Raw genomic sequence first — 14,255 nt, forward strand, 5'->3', positions numbered from 1 at the left:
GGCAAGCAAGGCGGGTCAAGCGGTCGTGATGCCGAAGGCTTTGCTGCTGGCGGCGCGTCTCGCATCATGCCATCCGCTCCGCACGCTGGAACCGAGGAGCGTCACCGCTTGGCCGCCACCACGCCCCCCGCCCCCTCCGGAGACCAGCCGCACGCCGCGGCGCCCGATGCCGTGCTCGCCGCGCTGGAGTCCGATGCCGAGGGGCTGAAAACGGCGGAGGCCGCGGCGCGGCTGGCGCGGCATGGGCCGAACCGGCTGCCGGAAGCCCAGGGCCCCGGCCCGCTGCGGCGCTTCCTGCGGCATTTCAACGACGTGCTGATCTATGTGCTGCTCGGCGCCGCCGCGCTGTCCCTGGCGCTGGGGCACGTGCTGGATACCTTCGTCATCCTCGCCGTGGTGGTGGTGAACGCGGTGATCGGCTTCGTGCAGGAGGGCAAGGCAGCCCGCGCGATGGATGCGATCCGCGGCATGATCGACCCCAGCGCCATGGTGCTGCGCGACGGCCACCGGCTGCGCGTGCCGGCGGCGGAAATCGTGCCCGGTGACATCGTCCTGCTGGAAGCCGGGGACCGCGTGCCGGCCGATTTGCGCCTGTTGCGCGCCCGCAGCCTGCGGATCGAGGAAGCGGCGCTGACCGGCGAATCCGTACCGGTGGACAAGGGCGTGGACCCGGCGCCTGCCGACGCGCCACTGGCGGAACGCACCTCCATGGCCTGGTCCGGCACGCTGGTGGCCGCCGGCAGCGGCGCTGGCGTGGCGGTCACCACCGGCGCGGCGACGGAGCTTGGCCGCATCAGCACGATGCTGGGCGCGGTGGACCAGTTGCAGACGCCGCTGCTGCGGCAGATGGCGCGCTTCGCGCGGCAGGTCTCCGGCACCGTGATCGCCGTGGCGGCGCTGCTGTTCGGCTTCGCCACGCTGCTGCGCGGGCAACCGGCGACGGAGGCCTTCATGGCCGTGATCGGCATGGCCGTCTCCGCCATTCCGGAAGGCCTGCCGGCCATCATGACCATCACGCTCGCGATCGGCGTGCAGCGCATGGCCGCCCGCAGCGCCATCATCCGCCAGCTTCCGGCAGTCGAAACCTTGGGGGCAGTGGGCGTGATCTGCACCGACAAGACCGGCACGCTGACGCGCAACGAGATGGTGGCGACGACGCTGCTGCTGCCGGGCGGCGCGCTGGCCGTGACCGGCGTCGGCTACGAGCCGGGCGGCGACATCCTGCGCGACGATGCGCCGCAGTGCCACGATTCCGACCCAGCCTTGGCCGAGCTGCTGCGCGCGGCGCTGCTGTGCAACGACGCGGAACTGCGCCAGGTGGACGGCGCCTGGCGGGTGGAGGGGGACCCGATGGAGGGCGCCCTGGTGGTGCTGGTGCGCAAGGCGGGGCTTGACCCCGCGGCCGGGCGCGAAGCCCACCCACGGCGGGACGAAATCCCGTTCGACAGCCAGCATCGCTACATGGCGACGCTGCATCCGGACGCCGATGGTGGCGACATCATCCTGCTGAAGGGCGCGCCGGAGCGCATTCTGGAAATGTGCGCCGACGCACCGGATTTCGACCGCGCCGACTGGGCGGCACGTGCCGAGGTGCTGGCCGCGGAAGGCCAGCGCGTGCTGGGCTTCGCCGCACTCGCCGCCCCGGCTGGTGCCATGCAGCTTTCCGCCGAGACGCTGGCCGGCGGCCCGCGCCTGCTCGGCCTGATCGGTTTCATCGACCCGCCGCGGCCGGAGGCGATGGCGGCGGTGCGCGATGCGCGCGCGGCCGGCATCCGCGTGGTGATGATCACCGGCGACCACGCCGCCACGGCCCGCGAGATCGCCCGCCAGCTCGGCCTGGCCGAGGCGCCGGAGGTGCTGACGGGGGCGGAGCTGGAAAAGCTGGACGATGCCGCCCTGCGACGGGCCGTCGGCCATGTCACGGTCTTCGCCAGGACCACGCCGGAGCACAAGCTACGCCTGGTGATGGCGTTGCAGGCCGAGGGCCATACGGTGGCGATGACCGGGGATGGCGTGAACGACGCGCCGGCGCTGAAGCGTGCCGATGTCGGCGTCGCCATGGGCGGCAAGGGGACGGAGGCGGCGAAGCAGGCCGCCGACATGGTGCTGGCGGATGACAATTTCGCCTCCATCGTCGCCGCGGTGCGCGAGGGTCGCACGGTCTATGACAATATCCGCAAGGTCATCGGCTGGACGCTGCCGACCAATGGCGGACAGGCCTTCACCATCATCGCCGCGATCTTCGCCGGCATGGTACTGCCGATCACGCCGTTGCAGATCCTGTGGGTCAATCTGGTATCCAGCGTCGCGCTGGGCACCGTGCTGGCCTTCGAGCCGACCGAGCCGGGCACCATGGCCCGCCCACCACGCCCGCGTGGGGAGCAGATCCTGACAAGGCTGTTGATCTGGCAGATCGTCTTCACCTCCGTCCTGATGGCCTGTGGCGCCTTCGGCGTGTTCTTCTGGGCCGAAGGCCAGGCGCTGCCGATCGAGACGGCGCGGACCATGGTGGTGAACGCGATCATCGTGATGGGAATCGCCTATCTGTTCTGCGTCCGCTACGTGCACGGAACTTCGCTGACCTGGCGTGGCGTCTTCGGCACGAAGGCGGTGCTGGCGGGGCTTGCGATCATCGTGCTGGCGCAGCTGGCCTTCACCTATCTGCCCTGGATGCAGCAAGCCTTCCATACCACCGCCCTGGGCCTGACGGAATCGGCGCTGGTGCTGGCCACGGGCGTGGCGCTGCTGCTGGCGGTGGAGGCCGAGAAGTGGGTACGGCGGCGCTGGGGGTGAACGCGCCGGCGCCTACTCCTCCCGCTTCGCGGTCTCCGGCAAGGGCGGCACCTCGTCGCTGCCGTCGCGGCGGTCGCGGTACAGCGCGGCGCGGGTCAGCAGCATCAGCGTGACGGGCGTGGTGATCACGACGAAGACACTGATCAGGATCTCATGCAGCACGAAGCGGGTCTGCAGCACGGAGAAATACAGCATCGAGCCCAGCAGCACGCTGCCGATGCCGAGCGTGCTGACCACGGCGGGCGCATGCACGCGGTCATAGAAGCCACGCAGCCGCATCAATCCGATGGAGCCGATCAGCGCCAGGCCGGAGCCCAGCAGCAGCAGCAGCGCCACCGGCACGGCCGCCCAGAGCGGCAGGTCAGCGGCCACCATCATTCGATCACCTCGCCCCGCATCAGGAACTTGGCCAGCGCGGCGGTGGCGACGAAGCCGAGCAGGGTGATCAGCAGCGCGGCCTCGAAGTAATGGGTGCTGCCGGTGCGGATGCCGAAGACCAGCAGCAGCGTGGCGGAGATCACATACAGCGTATCCAGCGCCAGCACGCGGTCCTGCGCCCGCGGCCCGCGCAGCACGCGCCACAGCGGGCAGGCCATGGCCGCCGCCAGCATGATCTGCGCCGCCAGCACCGCCCAGCCCAGCAGGGTCGCGCTCATTCGAACAGGTTCATCAACTGACGCTCCCACTTGTCCTTGACGATGCGAACCCACTGCTCCTCGTCGATCATATCCAGCACATGCAGGAGCATGGTGCCGCGGGCGGCGTCGTAGTCCACCCAGACCGTGCCGGGGGTCGCTGTCAGGATGCAGGCCAGCGCCGCCAGGCCGTAGGGGTCGCGCATATCCAGCGGGACCACGACGAAGCCGGACCGCCCGTTGCGCGCGCCTGGCAGGCGCAGAATGATGCGCGCCACCGCGTTGTTGGAGCGCAGCACCTCCACCGCCACGTCGCGCAGCAGCGCGGCCAGGGCCAGCAGCCGCCCTGGCGCGAATCGCATCGCCAGGGTGCGTGCGCCGGAACGCGGCAGCCGCAGCGCCACCAGAACGAGGCCGCCGGCCACCGCCAGCACGGCGCCGAGCACAAAAGCGGCCGGGGAGGCGCTTTCCTGCAGCAGCAGCCACAGCAGCAGCAGCGAAGCGGCCAGCAGCGGATAGGGCAGCAGGCGCCTCATGGCGAAACCTCCGGCAGCACGGCCCGCGCGCCCAACACGGCGCGCAGGTAGCCGCCCGGCGCGTGCAGCTGGTCCGCCGTCGCCTGCATATAGGCCAGCGCCGGCCCGCCCCCCACCGTCAGCGCCCCGCTCAGCGCCAGCAGCAGCAGCACGGGCGCCAATTCCACCACCCGCACGCGCGGCACCCGGCTGGCCTGCCCCACCCAGAACACCGCGATACCCGCCCGCACCATCGCGATCAGAGTCGCCAGGCCAGACAGGATCAGGGCCGCCATCAGCAGCCAGGTGGTGGTGGGGACCGGGGCCGGCGCGGTGCCGAGCAGCGGCGACAGGATGGCGAACTTCGCCAGGAAGCCGGACAGCGGCGGCAGCCCCGCCAGCAGCAGCGCGCACACCATGAAACTAAGGCCCAGTATGGCCAGGATGCCGGGGATGGCGACACCGGCCTCCTCCGTCGCCTCAGCCTCCTCCTCCTCCTCGCCGGGGCCGAGCGCCTCGCGCGTCACGGCCAGCACATCGGCGCCAACCTCCCGCGCCCGCTCGGCCAGTTCGATCAGCAAGAACAGCGCGCCGATCGCGAGCACCGAACCGGCCAGATAGTACAGGGCACCGCCCGTCACCGCCGCCTGGCCGGTGCCGATGGCGGCGAGCAGTGTGCCGGAGGAGACCAGCACGCTGGCGCCCGCCAGCCGCGGCAGATCCTGCGTCGCCAGCACGGCGATGGCGCCGAAGCCGATGGTCAGCAGCCCGCCCACCAGCAGCCAATCCGCGCCGAAGCCGGCCGAAGCCCCGGCCTCCGGCCCGAACAGCAGCAGCCAGACGCGCAGGATGGCATAGATGCCGACCTTGCTGAGGATGGACAGGATCGCCGCCGCCGGCGCCGCCGCCGCGGCATAGGTGCCGGTCAGCCAGAAGCCGAGTGGCCACATCGCCGCCTTGATCAGGAAGGCGACCCCCATCACCGCCAGCCCCGCCTCCACCAACCCGCGATCCTCCACCGCCACCAGCGGGATTCGCGCGGCCAGATCGGCCATGTTGAGGGTGCCGACGATGCCGTAGACGACGGAGACACCAACCAGGAACAGCAGCGATGCGACCAGGTTGATGGTCAGGTAGTGCAGCCCCGCCCGCACCCGCGCGACGCCGGAGCCATGCAGCGCCATGCCGTAGGAGGCGGCAAGCATCACCTCGAAGAAGACGAACAGGTTGAACAGGTCGCCGGTCAGGAAGGCGCCGTTCAGTCCCATCAGCTGGAACTGGAACAGCGGGTGGAAATACACCCCGGCGCGCTGCCACTTCGCCAGCGAAAACAGGAAGGCGGCCAGCCCCAGGCAGGCCGTCAGCACCAGCATCAGCGCCGAAAGCCGGTCCGCCACCAGCACGATGCCGAACAGGGTGGGCCAGTCGCCCAGACGGTAGATGCGAACCTCCGGCACCTGCGCCTGCATCAGCAACGCGATGGCCAGCGCCAGGATCAGCGACAGGGAAACGGCGCCGATCGCCACCACCAATCCGCGCCGGCGGTCCCCGGCCAAAATCATCGCCGCCCCGGCCAGCATCGGCACGACGATGGGCGCGATGACCAGATGGTCCATCCAGCCAATCACCGGTCACGCTCCCGGCCATCGACATGGTCCGTGCCGGTCAGGCCGCGGGACGCCAGCAGCACCACCAGCAGCAGCGCCGTGGTGGCGAAGCTGATGACGATGGCGGTCAGCGTCAGCGCCTGCGGCAGCGGGTCCGCGTAGGTGGCCAGCGTGCCGGCCTCGCCGCGTTCCAGGATGGCGGCGGCGCCGGTGCGCAGCCCGCCGGTGGAGAAGATGAACAGGTTCACCGCATAGGACAGCAGGCAAAGCCCGATGATGACCTGGAAGGTGCGCGGCCGCAGCAGCAGCCACACGCCGGAGCCGGTCAGTACGCCGATGCCCAGAGACAGGATCAGTTCCATCAATCCTCTCCCGCCACGGCCGCCACCGGCGCCGGGTCCCGCCGCACCATGGCGGGCGGCTTCCCACGCGTGGGCACCGCGCGATGCGCGCGCACGGATTGGTGCGCCAGCGCCACCAGCATCAGCAGCGTCGCCCCCACCACCAGCATGAACACGCCGATATCGAAGATCAGCGCGCTGGCGGTCGGCACCTGGCCGATCAGCGGCAGATCGGCATAGGCGAAGTACGAAGTCATGAAGGGCCGCCCGAACAGCCAGGCGCCCAGCCCCGTCCCCGCCGCGACCAGCAGGCCGCCGCCCATCCACAGCGGCGGCCGCAGCCGCAGCCGGTCCTCGGTCCAATCCGTGCCGCCGATCATGTATTGCAGGATGATGGCGATCGCCACGACCATGCCGGCGGAGAAGCCGCCGCCAGCCAGATCATGCCCGCGCAGCAGCAGGAAGACTGCGACCACCAGCATCACCGGGAACAGCAGCCGCGTCAGGGTGAAGGGCAGCAACAGCCAGTCCGATCCGGGCCGGGCCTCGCCGCTGCCGGTCATCACGGCACCCGCGGCGCCATCCCCCTGGTCGCGCTGCTGTTCCGGCACCTCCACGCTGTCCGCCGCCGGGCGGAAGCGGCGCAGCAGGGCAAAGGTGGTCAGCGCGACGGCGGCGACGACGAAGATCTCGCCCAGCGTGTCGAAGCCGCGGAAATCCACCAGGATGACGTTCACCGCATTGGTGCCGCCACCTTCCGAATAGGCGCGCGCCAGGAAGTCCAGCGCCAGCAGATCGGGTGGCGTGCGGACCATCACGGCATAGGACAGCGCCGCCAGCCCGCCGCCGGCCCCCACCGCAAGGGCCAGGTCGCGGATGCGGCGCCCGAGGGTTATCACCTCCGTCCCGCCTTCCGTCCCTCTGGCATCCGGCAGGCGCTTCGGCAGCCAGCGCAGGCCGAGCAGCAGCAGCACCGTGGTCACCACCTCCACCGTCAACTGCGTCAGCGCGAGGTCGGGGGCGGAGAACCAGACGAAGGTGATGCAGACCACCAGCCCGGCACCACCGAGCAGGATCAGCGCCGCCAGCCGATGGAACTTCGCCAGCCACGCGGCGCCGATGGCGCACGCCGCACCCACCACCCAGACCAGCGCCAGCACCGGGTCCACCGGGCTCGCCGCCAGATTGCCCGGCCCGATGCCGCCCGCCCAGATCGCCGCCACGCCGGCGATGATGCCGCCGCCGACAATCAGCCGAAGCTGCGGCTGCAGCCGCCTGGTGCCAACGATCAGCTCCAGCCGCCGTGCCAGGCGCCAGGACAGGAACACCATCACCCGGTCGAAGATCCGCCGTGCCTCGAGCCCGCGGAACAGCGGCGGCCAATCCAGGCCCCGCCGCAGGCGGGTGGCCAGCAGCATGTAAAGTGCGACGCCCAGCGCCAGCGCCACCACGCTCATCAGCAGCGGCAGGTTGAAGCCGTGCCAGACGGACAGGCTGTAATAGGGCACGTTTTCGCCCAGCACGGATTGCACGGCCACCGCCAGGAACGGCCCGACGGTCGCCGCCGGCAGCACGCCCACCACGAGGCAGATCAGCACCAGGATCTCGACCGGGAAGCGCATCCAGGTTTCCGGTTCATGCGGCTTGCGGGGAAGATCCACCGGGTCCGGGCCGAAGAAGGCGCCATGGATGAAGCGCAGCGAATAGGCGACCGCAAAGGCGCTCGCCAGCATCGCGGCGAAGGGCAGGATGTTGGCCAGGCCGTGCATCTGCGTCTCCGCCGTCAGCGCCTCGGCGAAGAACATCTCCTTGGACAGAAAGCCGTTCAGCAGCGGCACGCCGGCCATCGCCGCGGCGGCAACCAGCGCCAGGCGCGCGGTGAAGGGCATGGATCGGTTGAGGCCGGACAGGCGCCGGATGTCCCGCGTGCCCGTCTCATGGTCGATGATGCCGGCCGCCATGAACAGGGACGCCTTGAAAGCCGCGTGGTTCATGATGTGGAACACGGCGGCGACCAGCGCCAATTCGCTGTTCAGCCCCAGCAGCAGCGTGATCAGCCCGAGATGGCTGATGGTTGAATAGGCCAGCAGGCCCTTCAGGTCGTTCTGGAAGATGGCGATGTAGGCGGCCATCAGCATCGTGATCAGCCCGGCGCCGCCGACCAGCAGGAACCATTCCTCGGTCCCCGACAGCACCGGCCACAGCCGCGCCATCAGGAAGACGCCGGCCTTCACCAGCGTGGCCGAATGCAGGTAGGCGGAAACCGGCGTCGGCGCCGCCATGGCGTGCGGCAGCCAGAAATGGAACGGGAATTGCGCGCTTTTCGTCAGCGCGCCCGACAGCACCAGCACCAGCGCGACCAGGTACAGCGGGTGTTCGCGGATCAGATCGCCGGAGGCCAGCACCACGTCCAGATCATAGCTGCCGACGATATGGCCCAGCACCAGCACGCCGGCGAACAGCGCGAGGCCGCCCGTGGCGGTGATGGTCAGCGCCATGCGCGCCCCGTCCCGCGCCGCGGCGCTATGGTGCCAATACCCGATCAGCAGGAAGGAAAAGAGGCTCGTCAGCTCCCAGAAGAAGGCGAGCTGAATCAAATTGCCCGAAATCACCACCCCGGTCATCGCCCCCATGAAGGCGAGCAGGAAGGAGAAGAAGCGCGGCACCGGGTCTTCGGCGGACATGTAGTAGCGCGCATACAGCACCACCAGCGCGCCGATGCCGCTGATCAGCCCCGTGAACAGCCAGGCGAGACCATCGATCCGCAGCACCATGTTCAGGCCGAGCGTCGGCATCCAGGCGAATTCCGCCCGCAGCACGCCGCCCGCCGAGACTGTGGGATAGGCCGCCCAGACCAGCGCCAGGCAGACCAGCGAAACACCACCCGCCAGCCCCGCCGCCAGATTGCGGGAGGTGGAGGGCAGCAGGCCCGCGACGAGGGCGGCGGCGAAGGGCAGGCCGACCAGGCTGACCAGCAGCAGGACGTCAGGCATCGAGGCGCCTCACCGGTCGTCCTCGGGATCGTTTTCGGCGGAGCCGTAGCGTGCCAGCACCGCCACCACCTCCTCCGCCGAGGTCGCGGCCCGCAGCCGACGCAGCGCGGCGGGGGCGCGCAGCGGCCGGCAGGTGGCGGCCAAGGTGGGCAGGAAGCCCTCCGGCGCCGCTTCGGGCCACAGCACCAGGATCACCAGGTCAACCGGTTCCTCGTCCCGCGCCTCATAGTCGATCGGCTTGGCCAGGCGGGCGAACAGCATCAGCGGGGGGTAATCCCCCGCCATCCGCGCATGCGGCAGCGCCACGCCGCGGCCGAGGGCGGTGGAGCCCAGCGCCTCCCGCGCCTGCAGCGCGGCCAATATGTCCTCCCGCGCGCGGCCGCTGCGCCGGGCGGCCTCGGCGGACAGCGCCTCCAGCACCCGGCGCTTGCTGCCGCCGTCCAGATCGAGCAGCACGTCGGCGGCCGAGATCTGCTGCGTGGTCACCATCCTGTCCCGGCTCCTGTCCTGCGCCATCGCCGCCTTGCCATGCCGCACCCGGCACCGGTCGCGCAAGCCGCCACGTCGCGCAAGCCTCCGCGACCGCAAGGTCGGGGCGCCCGATCCTCGGCCCAGGGGTCTACCCGCAGGCGAAGGGGCGCCGCGCCCTCACCCTCCGCCGGCCAGCCGCGCCAGGTCCGGAATCGGCCGGGCGAGGTCTGGCAGCTCGGCGAAATGCGCCTCCAGCGCCTGCGCCGCATCCAGGGTGAAGCCGTCCGCCCCGCGCGGGCCGACCACCTGCAGGCCGAAGGGCATACCGTATTCATCCCGGCCGCAGGGGATGCAGATGGCGGGGTGGCCGGTCATGGAGATGCCGTAGGTGATGCCGGAGGTGGCGAAGTAGCCCTCCAGCGGCATGCCCTCCATTTCCGTTGGGTAGGGGAGCTGCTTGGGGAAAGGCGTCAGCGCCTGGCAGGGCAGCAGCAGCAGGTCGTGGCGGGTGAAGAAGTCCTGGAAGGCACGGTAGATGCGGGTCTGTTCGGTGTGTGCATCCGCCAGGTCGGACAGGCTGTAGCGCAGCCCTTCCTCGTAATTGCTGCGCGTATTGCCGCCCAGGAGCTTCGGGTCGCGCTCATAGTATTTGCGGAAGCCGGCGAGGAAGTTGGTGCAGCGGATGACGCGATAGGCACGGTCCAGCCCTGCCATGTCCGGGTTCTCCGCCTCGCAGGCGCCGAAGGCGCCCGCAACTGCCGCCATGCGGGCCTGGAACACCCGGCGAATGCTGGGCGCGATCGGGGCGAAACCGAGATCGACGGAGATCGCCACCCGCAGGGACGACAGATCCAGCGGCCGCCGCAGCGTCAGCCCCGCCAGCGCCTCGGGCTGCGGATTGGCCATTGGGTCGCGGCTGTCATTGCTGACCATGGCGCCGAGCAGCAGCGCCGTATCCGCCACGTTGCGCCCCATCGGCCCCTGCACGGACAGCACGGACCAGCCCTGCCGCCGGCGTTCGGAAGCGACCAGCCCCGGCGTCGGCCGGAACCCCACCACGCCGGACCACGCCGCCGGCTTCCGAAGCGACCCGCCGGTGTCGGAGCCGGTGCAGAGCGGCAGCATCGAGGTCGCCAACGCCACGCCGGACCCGCCGGAGGACCCGGCGCAGGATAGTGCCGGGTCGAAGGCATTGCCGGTGGCACCGTACACATCGTTGATGGTCGTGCCGCCGGTGCCGAATTCCGGCGTGTTGGTCTTGGCCAGGATGATGCCGCCAGCCTGGCGCAGCGCCGCCACCATGCGTTCGTCGCGGTCCGGCACATGGTCGCGGAACATCGGCGATCCATAGGTGGTGCGAAGGCCCGCCGTGTCGTTCAGGTCCTTGATGCCGATCGGCAGCCCGTGCAGCGCGCCGAGCTTGTCGCCGCGCATCACCTGCGCCTCCGCCTCCCGCGCCGCGCGCATCCCGCCTTCGATATCCAGCGCGACGACGGCATTCACCGCCGGGTTCACCGCCTCGATCCGGCGCAGGCAATCCTGCAGCAACTCCACCGGGGAGATGCGGCGCGTGCCGATCAGCCGGCGGAGCTCCACCGCCGGCAGGTCGCAGAGCGAGGCGCTCATGGTGCGCGCCGCGTCGCCGTGGCCAGCGTGCTCTGGTTGGCCTGCGGCGTGTAGACGAGATCGGGCGTCGTCGCCCAGGTGGAGACCCAGAAGACCAACGGCAGGATCGCGCGGCTGTCCATCACCTTCACCATCGTCTCCTGCAGGATGGCGCGGCGGCGGTCCTCATCCACCGTCACCAGCGCCTGGCGGATCGCCGCATCCACCTGCGGGTCCGAATAGCGGCCGCGGTTCGATCCGCCATAGGCACCGCCACGGGTATGCACGATGCCTACGAAGGTGCCCGCCGCCTCCCCGGTGCCGGCGCCCCAGCTATGCAGCATGTGCGACAGCTCGTTGCGCGCGGTGCGGCCGGAATAGACGGTATGCGGCATCGCCTCCACCGCCACACGGATGCCGATGCGGCCCCACATCTGCGCCACCGCCTGCACGGTGCGGGTGGCATTCACGATGCGGTCGTTGCTGGTGTGCAGGACGATGCGGAAGCCCTCCGGATAGCCGGCTTCCGCCAGAAGGCGGCGGGCGCGGGCGGGGTCCGGTGTCTCCGGCTGGATGGCCGGGTTGAAGCCGAAGAAGCCTTCGGGCACGAGCTGGTTGGCGCGCACCGCCTCCCCCTCATTCACCCGGTCCACGATGATGTCGCGATCGATGGCGAGCGACAGCGCCTGGCGCACGCGCAGATCCTGCATCGGGTTGCGCGGCAGCGGGTTGCCGGCATTGTCGCTGGCATTGCCGGGGATCGGCACGGCGTTGTGCACATCAACGGACAGGAAGGTCATGCGGTTGGTGGCACCCGACCACAGCCGGATGTTGGATTGCCGCCGCAGCCTTTCCATGTCGGTGCTCGGCACTTCGTTGATCATGTCGACATCGCCGGCCAGCATGGCGGCGACGCGGGCCGGGCCGAGCGTGATGATGCGGAAGGTGACGCGGTCCCACGGCTCCGCGCCGCCCCAGTAATTCGGGTTGCGCTCATAGATCATGCGGTCGCTCGGGCGGTGTTCCACAAGACGGTAGGGGCCGGTGCCGATTGCAGCGCGCACCGCCTGGTAATCCGCCGTGGTCGCCGTCTCACCATGCTTGCGGGAGATGATGGCGACGGAGCTGAGATCGATCGCCAGCAGCGGCGAAGGTCCATCCGTGTGCAGGCGGATGGTGTGCGGATCGACGATGGTCCAGCTCTTGATCTGCTTGGTGAAGGTGCCGAAGGAACTCGGGCTGCCCGGCACACGCGGCGCACGTTCCAGGGAGAAGGCGACATCATCGGCGGTGAAGGGCGAGCCATCATGGAAGGTGACGCCGCGCCGCAGCTTGAACTCCCAGGTCGTGTCATCGACCAGCCGCCAGCTCTCGGCGAGTCCGGGCGTGATCTGCTGGTTGGCGTCCTGATGCGTCAGCGCATCGAAGACGTGGCGGGCCTGGGAGTTGTTGACGCCGTTGTTGTGGAAATGCGGATCGAGCGAGGTGGGCGGCGCGGCCAGGCCGATGCGGAGTTCGGCAGCGTGCAGCGGCGTGGCGGCCAGCAGCACCGCAAGGCCGCAGGCTGCAAGGCGGGTGGGGATGGCCATCGCAATCTCTCCTTTACGTTGCGCCAGCCGGGCTGGCCGTTGGTGGTTCAGTCGAGCAGGCCGAAGAGGGTGGTGTTGAAGGCCTCCGCCGCCTCGTAGCTCACCCAATGCCCGGCGCCGGGAATCGTGTGAAAGGGGATGTGCGGGTCCGCCGCGCGCAGCACGTCGCGCCGCGCCGCGATGGCGCCGCGACCGATATTGTCCTGTTCGCCCCAGATCGCGGCGAGCCGGCCGCGCAGGGGCGGCAGGCTGCGGGCCAAGATGTCCGTGCGGCTGATCTCCGGGCTGCGGACGCGGCCTGACTCCGCATTGCCTTCCTGCAGATGCAGCGCCAGCGGGTCGATGCGCGCGGCATCGGCGAACATCAGCACCTCCAGCGTCTGCTGGTGCACGGCGAGCCGCGCGGCGCGGTCCGGCTGGCGGCGCCAGGACCCCATGGGCGCCATCGGCGCGCGCGGCAGGCCAAGGCCGTTGGAGCCGACGATGACGAAGCGCCGCAGCCGGTCGCCCAACTGCACCGCCACCGGCCCGCCGAGCACGCCGCCGAAGGAGAAACCCACCAGGTCCAGCGTCCCGTCCCCCGGCAACAGGCGGTGCAGCCCGTCCACCACGATGGCGGCCATCGCCTGCGGATCCTCCGGCGCCGGCGGCATGGCCGATTCACCGAGGCCCGGCAGATCCACCGCCAGCACCTGACGGTTGCGCGACAGCGGCAGCACGTTGCGGATCCAGTGGCTCCAGCCGCCATAGCCGCCATGCAGCAGCACGAGGGGCGGACCTTCGCCCCAGATGCGCCAGACCAGGCTGCCATCCCCGCAGGGCGTCTCCACGCGCCGCGCCAGGCCAGCGACATGTGCCTCGATCGCCGCGGGTGTCGCGCCGAGTGCGGCCATGTCCGGCGGGATCGGCATCAGCGTCCCTGGAACACGGGGGTGCGCTTTTCCATGAAGGCGCGGCGGCCCTCGGTATAGTCGGCGCTGTTGAAGCAGGTCTCGACATGGCCGCGCATCATCGCCGCATCCTGCGCGCTTTCCGGCTTCATCAGCTCGTTCACGATGGCCTTGGAGGCGCGTACCGACAGCGGCGCCTTCTGCGCCACCGCCTCGGCATAGGCGCGCACCTCCGCCTCCAGCGCATCCGGCGCGCAGATGCGGTTGATCAGGCCGAGGCGCAGCGCCTCCTCCGCCTCCAGCCGGCGAGCGGAGAACAATATGTCCTTCGCCGCCGCCGGCCCCACCAGCCCGACCAGCCTCCGCAGGCTGTCATGTGCATAGGCGATGCCGAGATTGGCGGCAGGGATGCCGAACTTCGAATCCGAGGCTGCGAAGCGAACATCCGCCGCCATGGCGATGCCCAGCCCGCCGCCCATGCAGAAGCCGCGGATTAGCGCGAGCAGTGGCTTGTCGAGCGCGTTCAACGCCGCGCGGGCGCCATCCGAGACCGCGGAATAGGCCGCCGCGGCTTCCGCATCGCTGCGGTTCTTCTCGAACTGGGAGATATCGGCGCCGGAGACGAAGGCCTTGTCGCCATCACCCTGCATCACCACCACGCGGATCGCGGGGTCCGCCTGGAAGTCGGCGAGAATTTCCGCCAATGCGCTCCACATCTCCAGCGACATGGCATTGCGCTTGGTGGGGTTGCTGAAAGTCATCCAGCCGATTCCGCCGGTCTTCTCCGACAGCATGCGTCCCGTCATGTCCCGCGCT

Annotated in this window: 12 protein-coding genes; 1 reads left to right on the forward strand and 11 read right to left on the reverse strand. The window is 70.2% G+C overall.

Translation table 11 applies throughout. From position 1 onward, the window contains the following. The first annotated feature begins 108 nt into the window (after positions 1-108). Complete coding sequence (locus ACFHNC_RS18605) at positions 109-2,793, forward strand: HAD-IC family P-type ATPase (protein ID WP_437170736.1); 2,685 nt, start codon at positions 109-111, stop codon at positions 2,791-2,793. A gap of 12 nt (positions 2,794-2,805) precedes the next feature. On the opposite strand, the gene mnhG is transcribed toward ACFHNC_RS18605, so the two are convergent. The 11 genes from mnhG to ACFHNC_RS18660 all read right to left on the reverse strand — a co-directional run bounded on the left by mnhG (position 2,806) and on the right by ACFHNC_RS18660 (position 14,245). Beyond that, positions 2,806-3,171 carry a monovalent cation/H(+) antiporter subunit G gene (gene mnhG, locus ACFHNC_RS18610; RefSeq protein WP_437170737.1) on the reverse strand — a complete coding sequence of 122 codons (366 nt, stop codon included), beginning with the start codon at positions 3,169-3,171 and terminating at the stop codon, positions 2,806-2,808. Then, positions 3,168-3,449 (reverse strand): K+/H+ antiporter subunit F, encoded by a 282-nt coding sequence (locus ACFHNC_RS18615; RefSeq protein ID WP_437170738.1) that lies wholly within the window; start codon positions 3,447-3,449, stop codon positions 3,168-3,170. Before ACFHNC_RS18615 ends, mnhG begins: the two co-directional genes overlap by 4 nt. Continuing rightward, positions 3,446-3,964 carry a Na+/H+ antiporter subunit E gene (locus ACFHNC_RS18620; RefSeq protein ID WP_437170739.1) on the reverse strand — a complete coding sequence of 173 codons (519 nt, stop codon included), beginning with the start codon at positions 3,962-3,964 and terminating at the stop codon, positions 3,446-3,448. The genes ACFHNC_RS18615 and ACFHNC_RS18620 overlap by 4 nt, the downstream gene beginning before the upstream one ends. Next, positions 3,961-5,559, reverse strand: coding sequence for a monovalent cation/H+ antiporter subunit D (locus tag ACFHNC_RS18625; protein ID WP_437170740.1), 1,599 nt, complete (start codon positions 5,557-5,559; stop codon positions 3,961-3,963). The genes ACFHNC_RS18620 and ACFHNC_RS18625 overlap by 4 nt, the downstream gene beginning before the upstream one ends. An 8-nt stretch (positions 5,560-5,567) precedes the next feature. After that, complete coding sequence (locus ACFHNC_RS18630) at positions 5,568-5,912, reverse strand: Na+/H+ antiporter subunit C (RefSeq protein ID WP_437170741.1); 345 nt, start codon at positions 5,910-5,912, stop codon at positions 5,568-5,570. Next, complete coding sequence (locus ACFHNC_RS18635) at positions 5,912-8,884, reverse strand: monovalent cation/H+ antiporter subunit A (protein WP_437170742.1); 2,973 nt, start codon at positions 8,882-8,884, stop codon at positions 5,912-5,914. The genes ACFHNC_RS18630 and ACFHNC_RS18635 overlap by 1 nt, the downstream gene beginning before the upstream one ends. A gap of 9 nt (positions 8,885-8,893) precedes the next feature. Beyond that, positions 8,894-9,373, reverse strand: coding sequence for a PTS sugar transporter subunit IIA (locus tag ACFHNC_RS18640; protein ID WP_437170743.1), 480 nt, complete (start codon positions 9,371-9,373; stop codon positions 8,894-8,896). A gap of 159 nt (positions 9,374-9,532) precedes the next feature. Next, positions 9,533-10,981: an amidase gene (locus tag ACFHNC_RS18645; RefSeq protein WP_437170744.1), complete on the reverse strand. Its 1,449-nt coding sequence runs from the start codon at positions 10,979-10,981 to the stop codon at positions 9,533-9,535. Then, on the reverse strand, positions 10,978-12,549 hold the full coding sequence (locus tag ACFHNC_RS18650) for an ABC transporter substrate-binding protein (protein WP_437170745.1): 1,572 nt from the start codon (positions 12,547-12,549) through the stop codon (positions 10,978-10,980). Before ACFHNC_RS18650 ends, ACFHNC_RS18645 begins: the two co-directional genes overlap by 4 nt. Before the next feature lie 47 nt (positions 12,550-12,596). After that, on the reverse strand, positions 12,597-13,460 hold the full coding sequence (locus ACFHNC_RS18655) for an alpha/beta fold hydrolase (RefSeq protein ID WP_437170746.1): 864 nt from the start codon (positions 13,458-13,460) through the stop codon (positions 12,597-12,599). Then, entirely contained in the window at positions 13,460-14,245 is a 786-nt protein-coding gene (locus ACFHNC_RS18660) for an enoyl-CoA hydratase (protein ID WP_437170747.1), read from the reverse strand. The genes ACFHNC_RS18655 and ACFHNC_RS18660 overlap by 1 nt, the downstream gene beginning before the upstream one ends. Positions 14,246-14,255 lie beyond the last annotated feature (10 nt).

Origin of the sequence: Falsiroseomonas sp. E2-1-a4 (assembly GCF_051433165.1) — a bacterium.
Classification (GTDB): domain Bacteria; phylum Pseudomonadota; class Alphaproteobacteria; order Acetobacterales; family Acetobacteraceae; genus Falsiroseomonas.